15 protein-coding genes are annotated in these 19,994 nt (G+C 71.7%); 4 read left to right on the forward strand and 11 right to left on the reverse strand.

From position 1 onward, the window contains the following. Nucleotides 1–2 precede the first annotated feature (2 nt). The 6 genes from ACSU6M_RS08510 to rpsA all read right to left on the reverse strand — a co-directional run bounded on the left by ACSU6M_RS08510 (nucleotide 3) and on the right by rpsA (nucleotide 5,519). The gene (locus ACSU6M_RS08510; RefSeq protein WP_437068403.1) at nucleotides 3–479 is read right to left on the reverse strand and encodes a DoxX family protein; all 477 of its coding nucleotides are present in this window, start codon (nucleotides 477–479) and stop codon (nucleotides 3–5) included. A gap of 126 nt (nucleotides 480–605) precedes the next feature. Beyond that, a complete protein-coding gene (locus tag ACSU6M_RS08515) occupies nucleotides 606–1,310 on the reverse strand; it encodes a class I SAM-dependent methyltransferase (RefSeq protein WP_437068404.1) in 705 nt (234 codons plus the stop codon). A gap of 234 nt (nucleotides 1,311–1,544) precedes the next feature. Further along, the gene (locus tag ACSU6M_RS08520; RefSeq protein WP_437068406.1) at nucleotides 1,545–1,925 is read right to left on the reverse strand and encodes a tetratricopeptide repeat protein; all 381 of its coding nucleotides are present in this window, start codon (nucleotides 1,923–1,925) and stop codon (nucleotides 1,545–1,547) included. Between the two features lie 101 nt (nucleotides 1,926–2,026). Continuing rightward, complete coding sequence (gene coaE / locus ACSU6M_RS08525) at nucleotides 2,027–2,641, reverse strand: dephospho-CoA kinase (RefSeq protein WP_437068407.1); 615 nt, start codon at nucleotides 2,639–2,641, stop codon at nucleotides 2,027–2,029. 262 nt (nucleotides 2,642–2,903) lie between these two features. After that, nucleotides 2,904–3,842 carry a PAC2 family protein gene (locus ACSU6M_RS08530; protein ID WP_437068409.1) on the reverse strand — a complete coding sequence of 313 codons (939 nt, stop codon included), beginning with the start codon at nucleotides 3,840–3,842 and terminating at the stop codon, nucleotides 2,904–2,906. Between the two features lie 186 nt (nucleotides 3,843–4,028). Next, nucleotides 4,029–5,519, reverse strand: coding sequence for a 30S ribosomal protein S1 (gene rpsA, locus ACSU6M_RS08535; RefSeq protein ID WP_437068410.1), 1,491 nt, complete (start codon nucleotides 5,517–5,519; stop codon nucleotides 4,029–4,031). A gap of 558 nt (nucleotides 5,520–6,077) precedes the next feature. Between rpsA and ACSU6M_RS08540 the strand changes: the two genes are divergently transcribed. Next, nucleotides 6,078–6,713 (forward strand): class I SAM-dependent methyltransferase, encoded by a 636-nt coding sequence (locus ACSU6M_RS08540; RefSeq protein ID WP_437068412.1) that lies wholly within the window; start codon nucleotides 6,078–6,080, stop codon nucleotides 6,711–6,713. Between the two features lie 192 nt (nucleotides 6,714–6,905). After that, nucleotides 6,906–9,431: an ATP-dependent helicase HrpB gene (gene hrpB, locus ACSU6M_RS08545; protein ID WP_437068414.1), complete on the forward strand. Its 2,526-nt coding sequence runs from the start codon at nucleotides 6,906–6,908 to the stop codon at nucleotides 9,429–9,431. Between the two features lie 82 nt (nucleotides 9,432–9,513). On the opposite strand, the gene ACSU6M_RS08550 is transcribed toward hrpB, so the two are convergent. From ACSU6M_RS08550 to ACSU6M_RS08560, 3 genes are all read right to left on the reverse strand, one after another. Beyond that, a complete protein-coding gene (locus tag ACSU6M_RS08550) occupies nucleotides 9,514–10,506 on the reverse strand; it encodes a DUF3068 domain-containing protein (protein ID WP_437068416.1) in 993 nt (330 codons plus the stop codon). 20 nt (nucleotides 10,507–10,526) lie between these two features. After that, nucleotides 10,527–10,661, reverse strand: a complete 135-nt coding sequence (locus ACSU6M_RS08555; protein WP_437068417.1) for an SPW_0924 family protein — start codon at nucleotides 10,659–10,661, stop codon at nucleotides 10,527–10,529. A 160-nt stretch (nucleotides 10,662–10,821) separates the two neighbouring features. Then, on the reverse strand, nucleotides 10,822–12,597 hold the full coding sequence (locus ACSU6M_RS08560; RefSeq protein ID WP_437068419.1) for a lytic transglycosylase domain-containing protein: 1,776 nt from the start codon (nucleotides 12,595–12,597) through the stop codon (nucleotides 10,822–10,824). 365 nt (nucleotides 12,598–12,962) lie between these two features. Between ACSU6M_RS08560 and ACSU6M_RS08565 the strand changes: the two genes are divergently transcribed. Further along, nucleotides 12,963–13,808: a DUF4184 family protein gene (locus ACSU6M_RS08565; protein ID WP_437068421.1), complete on the forward strand. Its 846-nt coding sequence runs from the start codon at nucleotides 12,963–12,965 to the stop codon at nucleotides 13,806–13,808. Here ACSU6M_RS08565 and ACSU6M_RS08570 read toward each other — a convergent pair. Both ACSU6M_RS08570 and polA read right to left on the reverse strand, forming a co-directional pair. Then, nucleotides 13,738–14,172, reverse strand: a complete 435-nt coding sequence (locus ACSU6M_RS08570) for a hypothetical protein (protein WP_437068422.1) — start codon at nucleotides 14,170–14,172, stop codon at nucleotides 13,738–13,740. The two genes, ACSU6M_RS08565 and ACSU6M_RS08570, sit on opposite strands and share 71 nt — an antisense overlap. A gap of 359 nt (nucleotides 14,173–14,531) precedes the next feature. Further along, nucleotides 14,532–17,258 carry a DNA polymerase I gene (polA, locus tag ACSU6M_RS08575; protein ID WP_437068423.1) on the reverse strand — a complete coding sequence of 909 codons (2,727 nt, stop codon included), beginning with the start codon at nucleotides 17,256–17,258 and terminating at the stop codon, nucleotides 14,532–14,534. 425 nt (nucleotides 17,259–17,683) lie between these two features. Between polA and ACSU6M_RS08580 the strand changes: the two genes are divergently transcribed. Beyond that, the gene (locus ACSU6M_RS08580) at nucleotides 17,684–19,963 is read left to right on the forward strand and encodes an FdhF/YdeP family oxidoreductase (protein WP_437068425.1); all 2,280 of its coding nucleotides are present in this window, start codon (nucleotides 17,684–17,686) and stop codon (nucleotides 19,961–19,963) included. Nucleotides 19,964–19,994 lie beyond the last annotated feature (31 nt).

Below are 19,994 nucleotides of genomic sequence, written 5' to 3' on the forward strand. Positions count from 1 at the left end.
TCTCAAGCACCCCGACGGACCAGTCGAAGCAGCTCCGCGTTGTGGCTGCGCCGAGCCCAGGCGATCAGAGCGAGCGGCACGATCAGGATCAGCGGGGTCGCCGCGTTCTCCCCGTCGAAGACGGTCAGCTGGAAGACGAACGCCCCGACCATCAGACCGCTCAGCGCCACGGCCGCCACCGACTGAAGCACCGGCACCAACAGCGCGACCGCACCGGCCAGTTCGAGCACCCCGATGCCGTACATCCCCACGCTGCCCCAGCCGATCTCGTCGAAGACCTCGGCCGCGGACGAGTGACCGATGAGCTTGGGCAGGGCACTCGCGATGCCGAAGAAGAGCGTGAGCACGATCTGCAGGCCACGCAGGGCGATACGAGCGCGGCGCCCGCGGGTGCCGGCGGACTCGGCGACACCCGTACCACGGACCGCGGGTCCAGCAGGGGAATCGGCGGCGGTGACGGCGGCGGTGGTCTCGGACATGAGCTTCTCCTGCACAGGCGATCCGTTCTTCTGTCACAGGGACAGACCCGCTCACCTACCAGAACTCATCGCTCGCCGAGGCCAGAACTCATCGCTCGCGAGGCGCTGTCCGAACGATCCCTAGCCCTAGCCCTCCCGCACCTCCACCGCGGGCACCGCCGGTACGGCCCGCACCCATATCCGGTCCGGCGTCAGATACTTGTCCACTCTCAACCCCGCCTCCGCCAACGCCTCCTCGAACTGCTCCTGCGTCAGCGGACGCGCCAGGAACGTCTGGGTCCACACGGCGTCGGGGAAGACGTACTCGGCACGGACCGAGTTGACCCCCTCGCCGACCGGCTCCGAGGACAGCATGCGCACGGTGAAGCCGGTGGGGTCGACGCGCTCGCGCGGCAGGTTCGTGTGGTAGTCCTCCCCTTCGCGCTGGATGAGCACACAGCCACCGTCGGCGACATGCCGTGCGCAGGTACGCAGCATCCCGCGCCGCACCTCGACGTCCCCGGCGTGGACCAGGAACGACGCGAGCAGCACCACGTCGAACGTCTCGCCCAGGTCGAGGTCCTCGATGGAGCCGCATATCGTGCGCGCCCCGCGGACCCGGGCGAGCATCTCCGGTGACTCGTCCACCGCGGTGACCGTGAAGCCGCGCTCCACCAGGGGGTGCGTCATGCGCCCCACTCCGCTGCCCAGCTCCAGGATGTGCGCGCCTGCCGGGACGGCCCCGGCGACGATCTCCGGCTCGTCCCCGATCGGCAACCGGGAGTAGAGCTCCACCGCACAGCCGTCGGGGGTGATCGCGCCCGGCCCCGTACCTTCGTATCCGTCTCGCATGTCCAGCCTCATGCCCGTCCAACGGCCCACGCCGGCACGGCCGTTCCCCACCCCGCGCTCGTTCACTCGTTCGTGTGAGTGCGCCACGATGAGGCAACCGATCGAGACCGGAGGCGGTCCGCCGAGGCATGCGCACGCCCCCGATGCACGCACAGTGAACCATCGATCACGGGCCGGATCCACCTGTCGGACGCCGGGCGACGCCGTCACCGTCCCCGCACTCCCGCGACCCGGTCACGCGTCGAAGCGGGCCGCCTTGAGGTACTGCGGGTTCGGATCGAGCGCGGCAGCCAGCCGGAAGTGGCGCTTGGCCTGGTCCGGGCGCCCCTGGCGTTCATAGGTGCGGGCAAGGGCGAAGTGGGCGAAGGCGTTGTCCGGCTCCCGCTCCAGCACGACGGTGAACTCCAGCTCGGCGGGTCGCAGTTGCGCCGCCGCGAAGAAGGCGCGCGCACGCAGCAGCCGGGCGGCCGTGTTCTCGGGGTGCGCGGCGATGACCCGGTCGAGCAGCTTCACCGCGCCCCTGGGGTCCCGTGCGGCGAGCAGCTGCTCAGCGGCACGGAAGTCGATGACATGCGTCTCCGGAGTACGTCCGGTCGAACCGCTGATCTCGGGCACGGCACAGTCCTTCCCACGCTGCAGCGTCCAACGCCCGCGGCGGACAGCGCTATTCCCCGCCCGTCCCTCCGCCTCGCCGCGACGGCACCCCGCGGGGCGTGTCAGGACCGGCTCGTACGAGCGCGGGCCCGCTCCGCGAGGTCCTCCCACACCTCGTGTACCCGGCGACGGAGTTCCGGAAGCGGCACGTCGTTGTCGATGACGATGTCGGCGATCTCCCGGCGCTGCTCTCGGGTGGCCTGGGCGGCCATACGCGCGCGTGCGTCGCCCTCGGACATGCCGCGCAGCCGTACGAGCCGGTCGAGCTGGGTCTCGGGTGCCGCGTCGACGACGATGACGACGTCGTACATCGGCGCCAGCCCGTTCTCGGTCAGCAGCGGCACGTCATGAACGACGACGGCGTCCGCGGGGGCCGCCTCCTCCAGCTCACGGGAACGGGCGCCGACCAGGGGGTGGACGATGGAGTTGAGCAGGGCCAACTTCTCCGGGTCGCTGAAGACGACGGAGCCCAGCTTGGGCCGGTCGAGACCGCCGTCCTCGGCGAGGATGTCCTTGCCGAAGGCGTCGACGACGGCCGCGAGGCCGGGCGTCCCCGGTGCGACGACCTCGCGCGCGATACGGTCCGCGTCGATCAGTACGGCTCCGCACTCCACGAGCAGCCGCGACACCTCGCTCTTGCCGGCACCGATACCGCCGGTCAGGCCCACTGTCAGCATGAGCGGAAGCTTAGGGCCTGCCACCGCGGCCCCCCGCACCAGCACCGGCGGAGCCGACGGCACGGCGCCGGTACGGCGGTACGGCGGTACGGCGATACGGCGTGGCGGTACAGGAATACGGCAGTACGGCCGTCCCGTACGACCGTAGGCCCGTACCGCAGCCCCGACAGGACCCGACGACCACCACCGGCAGCCCTCAGCAGCCCCCGCCCACTCGCCTCACGCGGGCCAGCACAGCGCTCCCCCCGCCGCCCCGGTCGCCTCAGAGGTCTCCCTCCCGCTCCGCCAGGAACCGCTCGAACTCCCGCCCGATCTCGTCCGCCGACGGGATGTCCACGGGTTCGGCGAGCATGTTCCCCCGCGTCTCCGCGCCCGCGACGGCGTCGTACTGGTGCTCAAGGCCCTGCACGAGCGCGGTGAGCTCCTCGTCCCCCTCCCGGATCTGCCGGTCGATCTCGGTCTGGGTGCGCTGGGCGTCGGTGCGCAGCGCGTGGGCGATGCCCGGCAGGACGAGTCCGGTGGCCCCCGTGATGGCCTCCAGCACGGTCAGGGCCGCGTCGGGATACGCGGACCGGGCGATGTAGTGCGGGACGTGCGCGGCGACGCCGAGGACGTCGTGACCGGCCTCCATGAGGCGGAACTCGACCAGCGACTCCGCGCTGCCGGGCACCTGGGCCTCGTCGAAGGGGCTGCGGTGGCCGGGGATCAGGTCGGTGCGGTTGCCGTGGGGCGTGAGCCCGACGGGCCGGGTGTGCGGGACGCCCATGGGGATGCCGTGGAAGTTCACGGCGAGCCGGACACCGAGCCGCTCCACGATCTGCTCCACGGCGGCGGCGAAGCGCTCCCACTCCACGTCCGGCTCGGGTCCGGACAGCAGCAGGAACGGCGCTCCGGTCGCGTCCTGGACCAGGCGTACGGCGAGCGTGGGCTCCTCGTAGTCGGTCCAGCGGTCGCGCCGGAAGGTCAGCAGCGGGCGACGGGCCCGGTAGTCCACGAGCCGGTCGTGATCGAAGCGCGCCACGACCTGGTGGGGCAGCGCGTCGAGGAGCCGGTCGACGATCTGGTCGCCGGTCTCACCCGCGTCGATGTATCCGTCGAAGTGGTAGAGCATGACAAGGCCGGCGGACTCCTGGGCGAGCGCCATGTCGACGACGCCCAGGCCCTTCGGTTCCCACGTGTACAAATCCTGCGGATCAAGCACAGTGACCGCTCCTCCTCGTGTTCACAGTGAACAACGAGGCACAGCCGGTACTCATTCCCGAGATCAACGACAACGCCCTCAAGGGCTGCGGGGCACTGCGCGACACCCCGAGAACCGCACGACGAAGGGGCCGCACCCCGAAAGGTGCGGCCCCTCACATCAGCGGCTAGGCCGAGCGGCGAGCGATCAGCTCTGGCCGCCCGCCAGCTTCTCGCGCAGAGCGGCGAGCGCCTCGTCCGACGCCAGGGCGCCGGAGTTGTCGCCACCCTCGGAGGAGTACGAGCCACCGGTCGCGGCCGGAGCCGCAGCCTCGCCACCCTCGGCCGCGGCAGCGGCGTCGGCCTCGCGGGACTTGATGACCTGCTGCTGGTGCTGCTCGAAGCGGGCCTGCGCCTCGGCGTACTGGCGCTCCCACTCCTCGCGCTGCTTCTCGTAGCCCGGCAGCCAGTCGTTGGTCTCCGGGTCGAAGCCCTCGGGGTAGATGTAGTTGCCCTGGTCGTCGTAGGACGCGGCCATGCCGTACAGGGTCGGGTCGAACTCGACCGCCGACGGGTCGGCACCGAAGGACTCGTTGGCCTGCTTCAGCGAGAGGCTGATGCGGCGGCGCTCGAGGTCGATGTCGATGACCTTGACGAAGATCTCGTCGTTGACCTGGACGACCTGCTCCGGGATCTCCACGTGGCGCTCGGCCAGCTCGGAGATGTGGACCAGACCCTCGATGCCCTCGTCCACGCGGACGAACGCACCGAACGGAACCAGCTTCGTGACCTTACCGGGCACGACCTGGCCGATCTGGTGGGTGCGGGCGAACTGCTGCCACGGGTCTTCCTGGGTCGCCTTCAGCGACAGGGAGACGCGCTCGCGGTCCATGTCGACGTCGAGAACCTCGACGGTGACCTCCTGGCCGACCTCGACAACCTCGGAGGGGTGGTCGATGTGCTTCCAGGACAGCTCGGAGACGTGGACCAGACCGTCGACGCCACCCAGGTCCACGAAGGCACCGAAGTTGACGATCGAGGAGACCACACCGGAGCGGACCTGACCCTTCTGGAGGGTCGTGAGGAACGTCTGGCGGACCTCGGACTGGGTCTGCTCCAGCCAGGCACGGCGGGACAGGACCACGTTGTTGCGGTTCTTGTCCAGCTCGATGATCTTGGCCTCGAGCTCCTTGCCCACGTAGGGCTGGAGGTCGCGAACGCGGCGCATCTCGACCAGGGAGGCCGGGAGGAAGCCACGGAGGCCGATGTCGAGGATGAGACCACCCTTGACGACCTCGATGACGGTACCGGTGACGATCCCGTCCTCTTCCTTGATCTTCTCGATGGTGCCCCAGGCACGCTCGTACTGGGCGCGCTTCTTCGAGAGGATCAGGCGGCCTTCCTTGTCCTCCTTCTGGAGGACCAGGGCCTCGATCTCGTCACCGACGGCGACGACCTCGTTGGGGTCGACGTCGTGCTTGATCGAGAGCTCGCGGCTCGGGATCACGCCTTCGGTCTTGTAACCGATGTCGAGCAGGACCTCGTCCCGGTCGACCTTCACGATGACGCCGTCGACGATGTCGCCGTCGTTGAAGTACTTGATCGTCTCGTCGATCGCTGCGAGGAAGGCTTCCTCGTTACCGATGTCGTTGACCGCTACCTGCGGGGTGGTGGCGGTGGTCTCGGTGCTGCTCGTCATGTGGGAAAGGGCTCCGGTACGGACATTGAAGTCGTAGGTACTGCTACGCCGGGAGCCCGTTTCGCTCTGCAGAAGCCGGACAGCCAAGGAAGCGCCCCACCTGGTGAAACCGGTGGTGCGCCTCGACAACCGAGGGGACATACAACAGATGCGAGCGCAGCCTGCTACGTCTGAGGTGCGCAGGCCCGCAGCGCAACTTGTAGCATACGGGGGCAGCCGGGCAGGGTCAATGCGCGAAGGCGCACACCCGGGGCGGAACACCGCATACCCGGCACAATTCCTGTCTTCTGAGGCCACGCAGGGCTCGGGGCGCCCCTCTTGTGACGCCACCGGGACGAGGCTGGACGGAAGAGTACGACGAGGGAGCCGATCATCCAAGAGCCCGTTTCTTCCGAGTACGCCGCCGAGCCGGAGGCCACCCGGCGGGAGGCCGGCGCGGCCGAGAGCTCCCGGGCCAACCGCGGCTGGTGGGACCGCAACGCCGACGAGTACCAGACCGAGCACGGCACGTTCCTCGGCGACGACCGCTTCGTCTGGGGTCCCGAGGGCCTGGACGAGGTGGAGGCGGAGCTGCTGGGGCCGCCGGAGGACCTCAAGGGCAAGGACGTCCTGGAGATCGGTGCCGGCGCCGCCCAGTGCTCGCGCTGGCTGGCCGCCCAGGGCGCCCGCCCGGTCGCCCTGGACCTCTCCCACCGCCAGCTCCAGCACGCGCTGCGCATCGGCGGAACGTTCCCCCTGGTCTGCGCCGACGCCTGCGCCCTCCCCTTCGCGGACGCCTCCTTCGACCTGGCGTGCTCGGCCTACGGGGCGCTCCCCTTCGTCGCCGACCCGGTCCAGGTGCTGCGCGAGGTCCACCGGGTGCTGCGGCCCGGCGGCCGCTTCGTCTTCTCGGTGACCCACCCGATCCGCTGGGCCTTCCCCGACGAACCCGGCCCCGAGGGCCTGAGCGTGTCCGGGTCCTACTTCGACCGCACGCCCTACGTCGAGCAGGACGAGGACGGCCGCGCGGTCTACGTCGAACACCACCGGACGATCGGCGACCGGGTGCGGGACGTCGTCGCCGCGGGCTTCCGGCTGGTGGACCTCGTGGAGCCGGAGTGGCCCGCGTGGAACACCGCGGAGTGGGGCGGCTGGTCACCCCTGCGCGGAAATCTGATCCCCGGCACGGCGATCTTCGTCTGCACACGAGACTGATCGACCGCACATGAGGCCGATCGTCACCTGCGCATGAGGCCGATCCTCGTCTGCGCACGAGACTGATCGTCGTCTGCGCATGAGACTGGTCGTCGTCTGCGCATGAGACTGGTCGTCGTCTGCGCATGAGACTGGTCGTCTGCTCACGAGACTGATCGACTGATCGTTCGCGCTCGTACGAGACTGAGAACCGTGATCCGTTACGACGCCCTGGACGCGCTGCCCGTCCGCAGCGCCCTGCCCGGTCTGGACGACGCCCTGGAGGGCCACGGCACCGCCGTGCTGGTCGCGCCGCCCGGCACGGGCAAGACCACGCTGGTGCCGCTCGCCCTGGCCGGACTGCTCGGCGAGGGGCCCGCTCGGCGGGTGGTCGTGGCCGAACCCCGGCGCATCGCGGCCCGCGCGGCGGCCCGGCGCATGGCATGGCTGCTGGGCGAGAAGGCCGGCGACAGCGTCGGCTACACCGTGCGCGGTGAGCGGGTGGTGGGACGGCACACGCGCGTGGAGGTCGTCACGACCGGTGTGCTGCTGCAGCGGCTGCAGCGTGATCAGGAGCTGACGGGCGTGGACGTGGTGGTGCTCGACGAGTGCCACGAGCGGCATCTGGACGCGGACACCGCAGCCGCCTTCCTGTGGGACGTGCGCGAGGCCCTGCGCCCCGAGCTGCGGCTGGTGGCGGCCTCGGCGACGACGGACGCCCAGGGCTGGGCGCGGCTGCTGGGCGATGCGCCGGTGGTGGAGGCGCCGGGCGTCTCGCACCCGGTGGAGGTGGTGTGGGCGCCGCCCGCGCGTCCGGTGCGGCCGCCGCACGGCATGCGGGTGGATCCCGCGCTGCTGACCCATGTGGCGTCGGTGGTGCGGCGGGCGCTGGCCGAGCGGGAGGGGGACGTGCTGTGCTTCCTGCCCGGAGTGGGTGAGATCGCGCGGGTCGCCGGGCAGCTCGGTGATCTGGGGGACGTCGAGGTGCTCCAGGTGCACGGCCGGGCTCCGGCAGCCGTTCAGGACGCGGTGCTCTCGCCGGGTGTGCGGCGCCGGGTGGTCCTGGCCACGGCGGTGGCGGAGTCGTCGCTGACGGTTCCCGGCGTACGGGTGGTCGTGGACGCGGGCCTCGCGCGTGAGCCACGGGTCGACCACGCGCGCGGGCTGAGCGCGCTGACGACGGTACGGGCCTCACAGGCCGCGGGACGGCAGCGGGCGGGGCGTGCCGGGCGTGAGGCTCCGGGCACGGTCTACCGCTGCTGGGCGGAGGCCGAAGACGCGCGTCTGCCGCGGTTCCCCTCCCCCGAGATCAAGGTGGCCGACCTGACGGCATTCGCCCTCCAGGCGGCGTGCTGGGGTGATCCGGACGCCTCCGGGCTGGCGCTGCTCGACCCGCCGCCGGCCGGGGCGATGGCGGCGGCACGCACCGCTCTGACGGCGGTGGGCGCGGTGGACGCGGCCGGGCGGGCCACCGAGCGGGGCCTGCGGCTGGCGCGGCTGGGCCTGCACCCAAGGCTCGGACGGGCGCTGCTGGACACCTCCGGTGCGGGCGCGGAGGTCGTGGCCCTGCTGTCCGAGGAAGCGCCTCGGGAGTACGGCGACGACCTCGCGGGCGCTCTGCGCGCCGCCCGGCGTGGCGGTGACGCCTACTCCGCACGGTGGCGTGCGGAGGTACGGCGGCTGCGGGCCGCGGTCGGCGAGACGCCCTCCGCGCCCGAGGGGGGCTTCCCCGCCGGGGACGGGCCTGAGGCCGGCTCCCGCACCGGGGACGACCGGGTCGCCGGGGTCGTCGCGGCCCTCGCCTTCCCCGAGCGCGTGGCCAGGCTGGACGGCGGGTCCTACCTCATGGCGTCCGGCGCCCGCGCCGAGCTGCCCGACGGCTCCGCGCTGCGCGGTGGCCCGTGGCTGGCGATCGCCGTGGCCGACCGGCCCGTCGGCAGGGGGCACGCGCGCGTGCAGCTCGCCGCCGTGATCGACGAGGACACGGCCCGGTCCGCGGCGGCACCGCTGCGCTCGGAGGCCGAGGAAGTCCTCTGGGCGGACGGGGACGTCGTCGCGCGCCGGGTGGAACGGCTCGGGGCGATCGAGGTGGCGGTGCGCCCGCTGAGGGACCCCGGCCCGGCGCTCGTCCGCGAGGCGCTTGTGGAGGGGCTGCGGCAGGAGGGGTTGGGTCTGCTGCGCTGGTCCCCCGACGCCGAGGTGCTCCGGCAGCGGCTGGCGTTCCTGCGGCTGCACCTGGGGGACCCGTGGCCGGACGTCTCGGACGCATCGCTGCACGCGCGCGTGGACGAGTGGCTGGAGCCGGAGCTGAGCCGGGCCCGGCGGCGGGCGGACCTGGCGCGGATCGACGCCGGTGAAGCCCTCGGCCGGCTGCTGCCCTGGGCGTCGGGCGAGGCGGCGCGCCTGGACGAGCTGGCGCCGGAGCGGATCACCGTACCGAGCGGGTCCAGAATCCGGATCGACTACACGGACCCCGAGCGGCCGGTGCTCGCGGTGAAGCTCCAGGAGATGTTCGGGCTGGACGATTCTCCGAAACTCGCCGGGGTGCCGGTCCTGGTGCATCTGCTGTCGCCCGCCGGACGGCCCGCCGCCGTGACGGCCGATCTGGCCTCCTTCTGGCGGGACGGCTACAAGGCTGTACGGGCGGAGCTGCGCGGCCGGTACCCGAAGCACCCGTGGCCCGAGGATCCGGCCGGAGCGCAGCCGACCCGGCACACCAACGCGGCGCTCAGGCGCTGAGCCGTTCACACGCTCAGCCGCTGGACGCGTGACCGTTCAGCCACGTGGCGCTCGAACGCTCAGCCGCTGGGCGTTTGACCGCTCAGCCGCCGACCGGCTCCGTCGTCACCGCCGTGTCCGGCGCCGCTCGCGACGGACGCCGGCCGCGTGCCTCCAGCCACAGGGCGAGAACGAACAAAAGGACGCCGAGCGTCAGGAACGACCAGGGCAGGTACGAGACGAGCAGCAGAACGAGCATGCGCTGGGACCTGACCAGATCGACCGTGTGCTCGATGTAGTCCTCGCGCATTTTCACGTGCCCGGCGAACGCCGTGACCCTGTCGCGGTCGCCGAGCAGCGTGCCACCGCGCAGTTCCTCCTGGTGGATCTCCTCGCCGTAGACGGGGGCGCCGGTGACGGGCTCTACCCAGAAGCGGCGGACGGTGGTGTACCAGCGGGTGGTGCCGGTGGCGGCGACGGACTCGGGGGTGATGCCCTCGACGGGCATGGTCCGGGGGAACTTCACCTGGGTCCAGGGGACGGTCTGCTCGAAGTAGTAGACGTCCAGGCCCCGGAACGTGCGGGTGCCTCGGTAGTGGATGGGTGCGGAGGTGCGAGTCTGGGCGTCGAAGTACTCGTAGTTCCGTTTTTCGGTCAGAAACGGCCATTTGAACTCGATGCCCTCGCGTCTGACCGGATCGCCGTCGACCATCTCACCGGTGACGTGGACGGGCTCCTGGGTGTGGGCGTCGAAGATGTAGCGCTCGGGGATGCGGGAGACCATCCGGCCGTCGGGTCCCTGGACGTAGGAGAGGGTGTCCCAGACGACCACATCCCGGCCCGCTGTTCGTTCGATCCGCTCGGATGCCTCCACGTTCCCTTTGAGCGTTTGCACGATGGTGACTTTGGGAACCTTGCGCGCCTTCATGGTGCCGTAGTCGAGGAGGGTGGCGTCCTCGGCCTCCAGCACCATGTCCTGGTACTGGTGCGGCGGGACCTTGGCGAGGCGCGGGAAGGCGTACCAGCGCAGCAGCGGGGACAGGGCGGCGAAGAACACGGCGAGGGCGAGCAGGACCAGTCCGGACGTGCGGCGCATCTCGGCCTCCCTCGGGGCGGCTACGGGCGGGCGGGGACCGTGGTCAGCAGAGGCTTGTCGGACGTCTCGCCGGCGGGTGAGCCGAGGGCGGTGAGGGCGAGGACGACGGCGAGCGCGAGGGCGAGACCGGTCGCGGCGGCGATGAGGGCGCGCATGCGGGCCTCCCGGCGGCGGGGACGTTCGATCGAGCTGACATACCGTCAGGTCCGGGCACCGTAGCAACGGGCCGCCGAGATGAGAACACGTCGGTGCGCACGGACGAGGGCGCCCCCATCGCCGTAGCGGAAGGGGCGCCCTGGTGATGTGCGCGGCCGGTCAGGCGGTCGCCGACGGGGAGGGGCTCGTCGTCTCACCGGTCGTCGGGGTCGGCGACGGCGACGCGGTGGCCTCCACCGTCAGTTCGACGGTGAGTGTGGCACCGCCGGTGGTGGTGATGCGCAGCAGATACGTGCCGGCGGCGTCGTCGGCGTACAGCTTCGGCAGCGTCAGCAGGCCGTCGGCGCCCGTCTCCAGGCCGGCGAGGGTGCGGACGGGCTTGCCCTCGGCGTCCTTGAAGTAGGGGCCCTTGTCGTTCTCGGTCGGGTCCTCCGCCGACTTGATCAGGGTCGCGGTGGCCGCGACGCGGTCCGCGACGGCACCCTTGTACGTCGCCTTCAGCTGCACCTGTTCGGCGAACTCGCCGCCCGCCGGGCAGGTCAGCGGGGCTGTGCCGACGCGGGTGAGTGTGTCGGCGGCGCGGGCGGTGACCGTGGCGGTGTAGTCGACACCGGGGACCGACCGGCCGACGACGGTGGCCCGCACGGTGAACGTGCCGGTCTTCTCCCCGGCGCGCAGCACGGGCGCGGCGGCGACACCGGAGCCGTCGGTGACGATCGTGGCGACGTTCTCGCCGCCGGTGAAGGTGGCGTCGGTGTCACCGGTGATCGTGAACCGGACGCGCACCTTGCCGACGGCCTCGCCGGACCGCGTCTCCGCCCTGGTGCTGATCCGCTGGGTGAAGGCGTCGCCCGCGGTCGCGGTGAGCTTGGGCGTGTCCGCGTCCTCCAGGTGGTGAACGGTGTCGGTGGGCGTGGCCGGCGGGATCGTCGGGACCGGCGGTGTCGTCGGGCGGGTGGGGTTCGGGGTCGGCGTACCGCCGCCCGGCTTGTCGCTCGGCCTGTCGCTCGGCTTGTCGCTCGGCCTCTGGCTCGGCCGGGTCGGCGACGGCTTCGGGTCCGGGCGCGCGGACGGCGGCGTAACGGGGCGTCCGCCGGGCCTGTTGTCGCTGCGGTCGGCGGGCAGCGCGCCCGTGCCGTCGGGGATCTCGTGGGTGCCCTTGCGGTAGTACTCCAGCCACGACAGGACCGTGTTCAGGTAGTCCCGCGAGTTGTTGTAGCTGAGGATCGCTCGGTCGAGGTCCTGCTGGCTGGACAGGTCCCAGCCGAAGCGGCACAGGTAGTGGCCGGCGGCGAGTGCGGCGTCGTAGATGTTGTTGGGGTCCTTCAGACCGTCGCCGTTGCCGTCGCGTCCCGCCCACTCCCAGGTGGAGGGGATGAACTGCATGGGCCCGACGGCCTGGTCGTAACTCGCGTTGCCGTCGTAGGCGCCGTCGTCGGTGTCCTTGATGAGCGCGAAGCCGTTGCCGTCGAGCTGCGGGCCGAGGATCTGGCTGGTCGTGGTGCCGGTGGCGTCCACGCGGCCGCCGCGCGCCTGGCCGGACTCCACCTTGCCGATGGCGGCGAGGAGCTCCCAGGGCAGGTTGCAGCCGGGCTTGGACGCGTTCAGCCGGGCCGCGGCCTTCTTGTACGCGTCCAGGACCGTCGCCGGTATGCCGGCCTCGGCGCTGCCGGTGCCCAGCGGGGTGCCCGACGCGGTGGGCGCGGGCGCCGGGGTGTTCAGCGGCGGCAGGTCCGTGTAATAGGGCGAATTGCCGGTCGCGCTGTCGTCGGCGCTGACATCGGGTGTGGGCTGGGAGTCGGCGGTGGTCTGTCTGACCTCGCCGTCGGTCGTCACTCCGGGAGCCTGGGACGCGGACAGAGCCGCGACCGCTGCCGCGGCCACAGCGGTCGTGGCCGCTCCCTTGCGCAGACGCCTGCTGATTTGCGCCGCCATGAAGTGAACCCCTCCTGTGGGCGCCGAGCGCCCGACTCTGCCTGTTGTTCCCGCCACTGATGTGACTGCCGAGGCCCGGGGGCGGTTGCATCGGCGTCCGTTTTCAGCGCTTTGTTCGTTTGCACTTCCGGATGCGCGCGTCCGATCGGTCGCACCCTCCGACATATGGCCCCAGGTGACCCTACGACAAGTTCCTCGACGGGGGGACCGGTTGGTGTTCCGTTTTCACCGGTTGGCCACATGATGTCGACCCATGTCCGTATGCCCAGGTCGGCGGCCGTTCGTTCACACCGGTTCACGCATACTGAACTGCCCGGACGACCACCGGGCGACGACTCGCTCAACTTTCATCACGGGGAGCACACTTGCCGTTCACCTTGAGCCATGCGGCGGCCGTGCTGCCCCTTGTGCGCGGCGACGGAACCGGCCGAGGAGCGTTCGTACCGTCCGTCCTGATCGCGGGTACGTTCGCACCCGATCTGACCTATTACGCGGCAAGTGTGCTGCCCGGTGCGATGGAGTTCGGCGATGTGACGCATTCCTTCCCCGGGGTGTTCACGATCGATGTGCTCATCTCCTGGGCGCTGGTGGGCCTGTGGCTGCTGGTGCGCGAACCGCTGGTGGCCCTGCTGCCGCGATCCCGGCAGCAGGGCCCGGCCGCACTGCTGCGCTGCGGGGCGCCCCGCGCCCGTGTGCGGGCGAGGACGGTGGCGTGGTGGTACGCCTCCGCCGCGCTCGGCGCGCTCACGCACGTGGTGTGGGACGCGTTCACCCATCTCGACCGGTGGGGCATGCGGCTCTTCCCCGTGCTCGGCCGGGAGTTCGCGGGCTCGCCCCTGTACTGGTACCTGCAGTACGGCGGTTCCGCGGTCGCCGCCGCGGTGATCGCCGTGTTCCTGCTGCGGGCCCTACGGCGTATGCCGGCGGCCGAGCCGGTGGGTGTGCCGTCGCTGTCCCCGCGCGACCGATGGGCGGCGGGTCTCCTCATCGGTGGCTGTGCGCTGGTCGCCGCGGTGCAGCGGGCGGCGCGGTGGTGGGCCCACTGGGGATCCGCCGCCAAGCCGTGGGAGCTCGTCCCGACGCTGTGCTTCGGGGCGGGCGCGGGAACGCTGCTGGGCGTACTGCTGTACGCGGGTGCGGTCAGGGTGTGGCGCCCGGCCCCGGTTCCCAGCCGGACCAGCAGGGAGCCGAGCCGTCCGGCGGCCCGCTGAGGGCGGGGACACTCGCCACGAACACCGTCAGGGTGCCGGCCGGGCGGCTGCGCGGCAGCAGGGTCAGCAGCAGCGCGAAGTAGCCGCGGGCCAGGTCGGCCCACACCCGCCAAGGGGCGGTCTCCCCCGTGCGCTCCTCGGCGTCGGCGGATCGGACCCCGCCGAGCACGCCGGGAGGGAGGCATCGGCCGAGCGCGAGCACTGGCCGACATCGGCAGATCGCGCGCCCCAGGTCCACCGCGGCGAGCCGTACGGCTTCCGCCGGGCCGAGGACGATACGGGCGGTGCTTGCACCGACCGCGAAGGCCGGGACCGGCGCGAGCGGCGGATGCGCCGGCCGGCGGTTGAGCATGCGTATACCCATGCCCGCATCCTCAGGGCGAACGGCCCCCGCCTGCTTTTCCGCGGGGGCCACGCGGGTGACGGCCTTCCGGGGGTGGGGAGGGGTTCGGGGGCGTCGGGCGGCCCGTCGGCACGGTGCCGGGCGGCACAGCCGATCTGGGCACCGGGCAGCCGACCTGAGTGCCGGAACAGCCGGCCTGAGTGCCGGCACAGCCGGCCTGGGCACCGGGCGGCCGACGTGGGTGCCGGCACAGCTGACCTGCGTACCTGACGGCCGACCCGGATACCGGGCGGCCGACCTGATGCCGGGCGGCCGACCTGGATGCCGGGTGGCCGGCCGACGGGGGTGTCGGCCGGCCGGGCGGTCCCCGTTGTGTCCCGCTAGTGCGCCGCCGACTCCCAGTCCGGGCCCAGGCCCACCGAGACGTCCAGGGGAGCGCGGAGCTGGACGGCGTTCGCCATCTCGCGCCGGACGAGTTCCTCGGCCGCGGCGCGCTCGCCGGGGGCGATCTCCAAGACGATTTCGTCGTGGACCTGGAGGAGCATGCGGGACTTCAGGTCGGCCTCGCGGAGCGCACGGTCCACGTTGAGCATGGCGATCTTGACGATGTCCGCCGCCGTGCCCTGGATCGGCGCGTTGAGGGCCATGCGCTCGGCCGCCTCACGGCGCTGGCGGTTGTCGCTGTTGAGGTCGGGGAGGTAGCGGCGGCGGCCGAAGAGCGTGGCCGTGTAGCCCGTCGCCCGTGCCTCGTCGACGGCGCGGCGCAGATAGTCGCGCACGCCGCCGAAGCGCTCGAAGTAGGCGTCCATCAGCGCGCGTGCCTCACCCGCGTCGATGTTCAGCTGCTGGGAGAGGCCGAACGCCGACAGGCCGTACGCCAGGCCGTAGGACATCGCCTTGATCTTCCGGCGCATCTCGGCGTCCACCGCGGCCGGTTCCACGGCGAACACCTGGGCGGCGGCCGTGGTGTGCAGGTCCTCGCCGGAGGTGAACGCCTCGATCAGGCCCTCGTCCTCGGACAGATGGGCCATCACGCGCAGTTCGATCTGGCTGTAGTCCGCGGTCATCAGGGACTCGAAGCCCTCGCCGACCACGAAGCCGCGGCGAATGGCCCGGCCCTCGTCGGTGCGGACGGGGATGTTCTGCAGGTTGGGGTCCGTCGACGAGAGGCGGCCCGTGGCGGCAACGGTCTGGTTGAACGTCGTGTGGATCCGGCCGTCGGTGGCGATCGTCTTGATCAGTCCCTCGACGGTGACCCGCAGCTTCGCCTGCTCACGGTGGCGGAGCATGATCACCGGCAGCTCGTTGTCCGTCTGGGTCGCGAGCCAGGCCAGCGCGTCGGCGTCGGTGGTGTAGCCGGTCTTCGTCTTCTTCGTCCTGGGCAGGCCCAGTTCGCCGAAGAGGACCTCCTGGAGCTGCTTGGGCGAGCCCAGGTTGAACTCGTGCCCGGCCGCCGCGTGCGCCTCCTTCACCGCCTGCTGCACGGCGCCCGCGAACATCTGCTCCATCGCCTCGAGGTGGGCGCGGTCGGCCGCGATGCCGTGCCGCTCCATCCGCGCGAGCAGCGCCGAGGTGGGCAGCTCCATGTCGCGCAGCAGCTCGGCGGCGCCGACCTCCTCCAGACGGCTCTCGAAAGCCTGGCCGAGGTCGAGGACCGCGCGGGCCTGGATCATCAGCGCCTCGGCCTCGGCGCCGTCGTCCGCGCCGAAGGCCAGCTGACCGTCGGCGGTGGCCGCGGGGGCCAGCTCGCGGTGCAGGTACTCCATGGACAGCGCGTCCAGGTCGAAGGAGCGCCGGCCGGGCTTGACCAGGTAGGCGGCGAGTGCGGTGTCCATGGTGACGCCGGCGATGCTCCAGCCGTGCTCGGCGAAGACGCGCATCGCGCCCTTGGCGTTGTGGAACGTCTTGGGACGCGTCTCGTCCGCCAGCCAGGCCGCCCACGCCCGCTCGTCGGCCTCGTCCAGCTGGGACGGGTCGAACCAGGCGGCGGCACCGTCCGGCGCGGCCAGCGCGATCTCCGCGACCGAGCCGGAGCCCAGCGCCCAGGCGTCGACGGTGGCCACACCGAGCACCCCGGTGCCGTGCTCGGCGAGCCACCCGGCCAGCTCGCCGGTGCCCAGCACGGTGCCGTCCAGCTCGACGCCCTCGGCGACGACCGGGGCCGCCTCGGCCTCCTCGGCGCCCGGGTCGACGGCGAGCAGCCGCTCGCGCAGCGAGGGGTTCCTGATCTCCAGCGTGTCCAGGATCATGGCGACGGCCTTGCGGTCGTACGGCACGCGCGCGAGGTCCGCGACGGTCTTCGGCAGCTCCACCGTGCGCACCATCTCGGTGAGCCGCCGGTTGAGCTTGACCGCCTCCAGGTGGTCGCGCAGGTTCTGCCCCGCCTTGCCCTTGACCTCGTCGACGCGCTCGACCAGCTCGGCGAACGAACCGAACTGGTTGATCCACTTCGCGGCCGTCTTCTCGCCGACGCCCGGGATGCCGGGGAGGTTGTCGGACGGGTCACCGCGCAGGGCGGCGAAGTCGGGGTACTGGGCGGGCGTCAAGCCGTACTTCTCGAAAACCTTCTCCGGGGTGAACCGGGTGAGCTCCGAGACGCCCTTGGTCGGGTACAGCACCGTGACGTTGTCGGTGATCAGCTGGAAGTTGTCGCGGTCGCCCGTGACGATCAGCACCTCGAAGCCCTCGGCCTCGGCCTGGGTGGCGAGGGTGGCGATGACGTCGTCCGCCTCGTAGCCGTCGATCGCGAAGCGGGAGACGTGCATCGCGTCGAGCAGCTCGCCGATCAGCTCGACCTGCCCCTTGAACTCGTCCGGGGTCTTGGAGCGGTTCGCCTTGTACTCGGCGAACTCCTCCGAGCGCCACGTCTTGCGGGAGACGTCGAAGGCCACCGCGAAGTGCGTGGGCGACTCGTCACGGAGGGTGTTGGCCAGCATCGACGCGAAGCCGTAGATCGCGTTCGTCGGCTGGCCTGTCGCGGTGGTGAAGTTCTCCGCGGGCAGCGCGAAGAACGCGCGGTAGGCCAGCGAGTGCCCGTCCATCAGCATCAGCCGCGGACGGTCGCCGCCGGAGGTCTTGTCGGTCTGCTTCGGTGCTGTCTCTGCCACGCCCCCGATCCTGCCACGCCCCACTGACACTCCGGTCCCCAGCGAACCGGCACGACGTCTCCGCCACGGCCGCGGGCCCCGAGATCCGCCCACCGCCCCCTCGCGCCCGCCCCGCCCGCACACCAGCCGCCACCTCGGCCCGCCCCTCGTGGCCGACTCGCCGCACGCTCGCCGTCCCCTGGGCCCGCCCCAGACGCCCGCTCGCGGTCACTTTTGCCAGCACGCTCACCACCCCGCCCCCAGCCACCATCCCGGCCCGCCCCCTCACCGCCACCCCACCGCGCACCGCCGGTCACCCCCGCCCGGCCCCCGCGGACACCGGCCCGCCCCTCCCCCCGCTCACCCCGCCCGCCCCCTTCCCCTGTCAGTCCCCCGTGCGAGGATCGGAGACGTACCTCACAGCCACAGTCGAAGGAGACCGTGCGATGGCAACGAAGCCGCCCAAGGCCGATCCTGTCCAGGACGCGCCCCAGGTCGCCGGCCCGCAGCATGTGGCGGCGGGGCTTCCGGCCATCGGGCACACCCTGCGCGTCGCCCAGCAGCAGATGGGTCTCAAGCGCAGCGCGCTGACACTGCTCAGCGTCAACCAGAAGAACGGCTTCGACTGCCCCGGCTGCGCCTGGCCGGAGCCGGACCACCGGCACAAGGCGGAGTTCTGCGAGAACGGCGCGAAGGCGGTCGCCGAGGAGGCCACCCTGCGCCGGGTCACCCCGGAGTTCTTCGCGGCGCACTCGGTCGCCGACCTGGCCGACCGCAGCGGCTACTGGCTGGGCCAGCAGGGCCGGCTCACCCACCCCATGTATCTGCCCGAGGGCGGCGAGCACTACGAGCCGATCACCTGGGAGCGCGCCTTCGACATCGTCGCCGAGGAGATCGCCGGCCTCTCCTCCCCCGACGAGGCCGTCTTCTACACCTCGGGCCGTACGAGCAACGAGGCGGCGTTCCTCTATCAGCTCTTCGCGCGCGAGCTGGGCACGAACAACCTGCCGGACTGCTCGAACATGTGCCACGAGTCCTCCGGCTCGGCGCTCAGCGAGACCATCGGCATCGGCAAGGGCAGCGTCCTGCTGGACGACCTCTACCAGGCCGACCTGATCATCGTCGCCGGGCAGAACCCCGGCACCAACCATCCGCGCATGCTCTCCGCCCTGGAGAAGGCGAAGGCGAACGGCGCGCGGGTCATCAGCGTCAACCCGCTGCCCGAGGCGGGCCTGGAGAAGTTCAAGAACCCGCAGACCGCCAAGGGCCTGACCGCCGGCGCCTCGCTCACCGACCTGTTCCTGCAGATCCGCATCGGCGGCGACCAGGCCCTGTTCCGCCTGCTGAACAAGCTGATCCTGGAGACCGAGGGCGCGATCGACGAGACGTTCGTACGCGAGCACACCCACGGCTTCGAGGAGTTCGCCGCGGCCGCCCGCGCCGCCGACTGGGACGAGACGCTCGCCGCGACCGGCCTCACGCGCGCGGAGATCGACCGGGCCCTGGAGATGGTGCTGGCCTCGCAGCGCACCATCGTGTGCTGGGCGATGGGCCTCACCCAGCACAAGCACGCCGTGCCGACCATCCGCGAGGTGGTCAACTTCCTGCTGCTGCGCGGCAACATCGGCCGCCCCGGCGCGGGTGTGTGCCCGGTGCGCGGTCACTCCAATGTGCAGGGCGACCGCACCATGGGCATCTTCGAGCGGCCCGCGCCCGCGTTCCTGGACGCCCTGGAGAAGGAGTTCGGGTTCGCTCCCCCGCGCGAGCACGGCTTCGACGTCGTCCGCGCCATCCAGGCGCTGCGCGACGGCGAGGCGAAGGTCTTCTTCGCCATGGGCGGCAACTTCGTGGCCGCCTCCCCCGACACGGAGGTCACCGAGGCGGCCATGCGCCGCGCCCGGCTGACCGTGCACGTGTCCACCAAGCTGAACCGCTCGCACGTCGTCACGGGCGCGCGTGCCCTGATCCTGCCGACGCTCGGCCGCACCGAGCGCGACCTCCAGGCGAGCGGCGAGCAGTTCGTCACCGTCGAGGACTCGATGGGCATGGTGCACGCCTCCCGCGGCCGCCTTGAGCCCGCGAGCCGCCATCTGCTCTCGGAGCCGGCGATCGTGTGCCGGCTGGCGCGCCGGGTGCTGGGCGAGCGTTCGCGGACCCCGTGGGAGGAGTTCGAGAAGGACTACGCCGCGATCCGCGACCGCATCGCGCGCGTGATCCCCGGTTTCGAGGACTTCAACGCGCGCGTGGCCCGCCCCGGCGGCTTCACCCTGCCCCACGCCCCGCGCGACGAGCGCCGCTTCCCCACGGCCACCGGCAAGGCCAACTTCACCGCCGCGCCGGTGGAGTACCCCGAACTGCCCGAGGGACGGCTGCTGTTGCAGACGCTGCGCTCGCACGACCAGTACAACACCACGATCTACGGCCTGGACGACCGTTACCGGGGCATCCGCGGCGGCCGCCGGGTGGTGCTGGTCAACCCCGAGGACGCGCGGGAGCTGGGCGTCGCGGACGGTGCGTACGTGGACCTGGTCAGCGAGTGGAAGGACGGCGTGGAGCGCCGGGCGCCGGGCTTCCGGGTCGTGCACTACCCGACCGCGCGGGGCTGTGCCGCCGCCTACTACCCGGAGACCAATGTGCTGGTGCCGCTGGACGCCACCGCGGACACCAGCAACACCCCGGCCAGCAAGTCGGTCGTGGTCCGTCTGGAACAATCGGCCACCGACTGAGCGTTCGCTCAGTCAAGGTAGCCGTACTGAT

Source organism: Streptomyces sp. enrichment culture, from assembly GCF_964272895.1.
GTDB lineage: Bacteria > Actinomycetota > Actinomycetes > Streptomycetales > Streptomycetaceae > Streptomyces.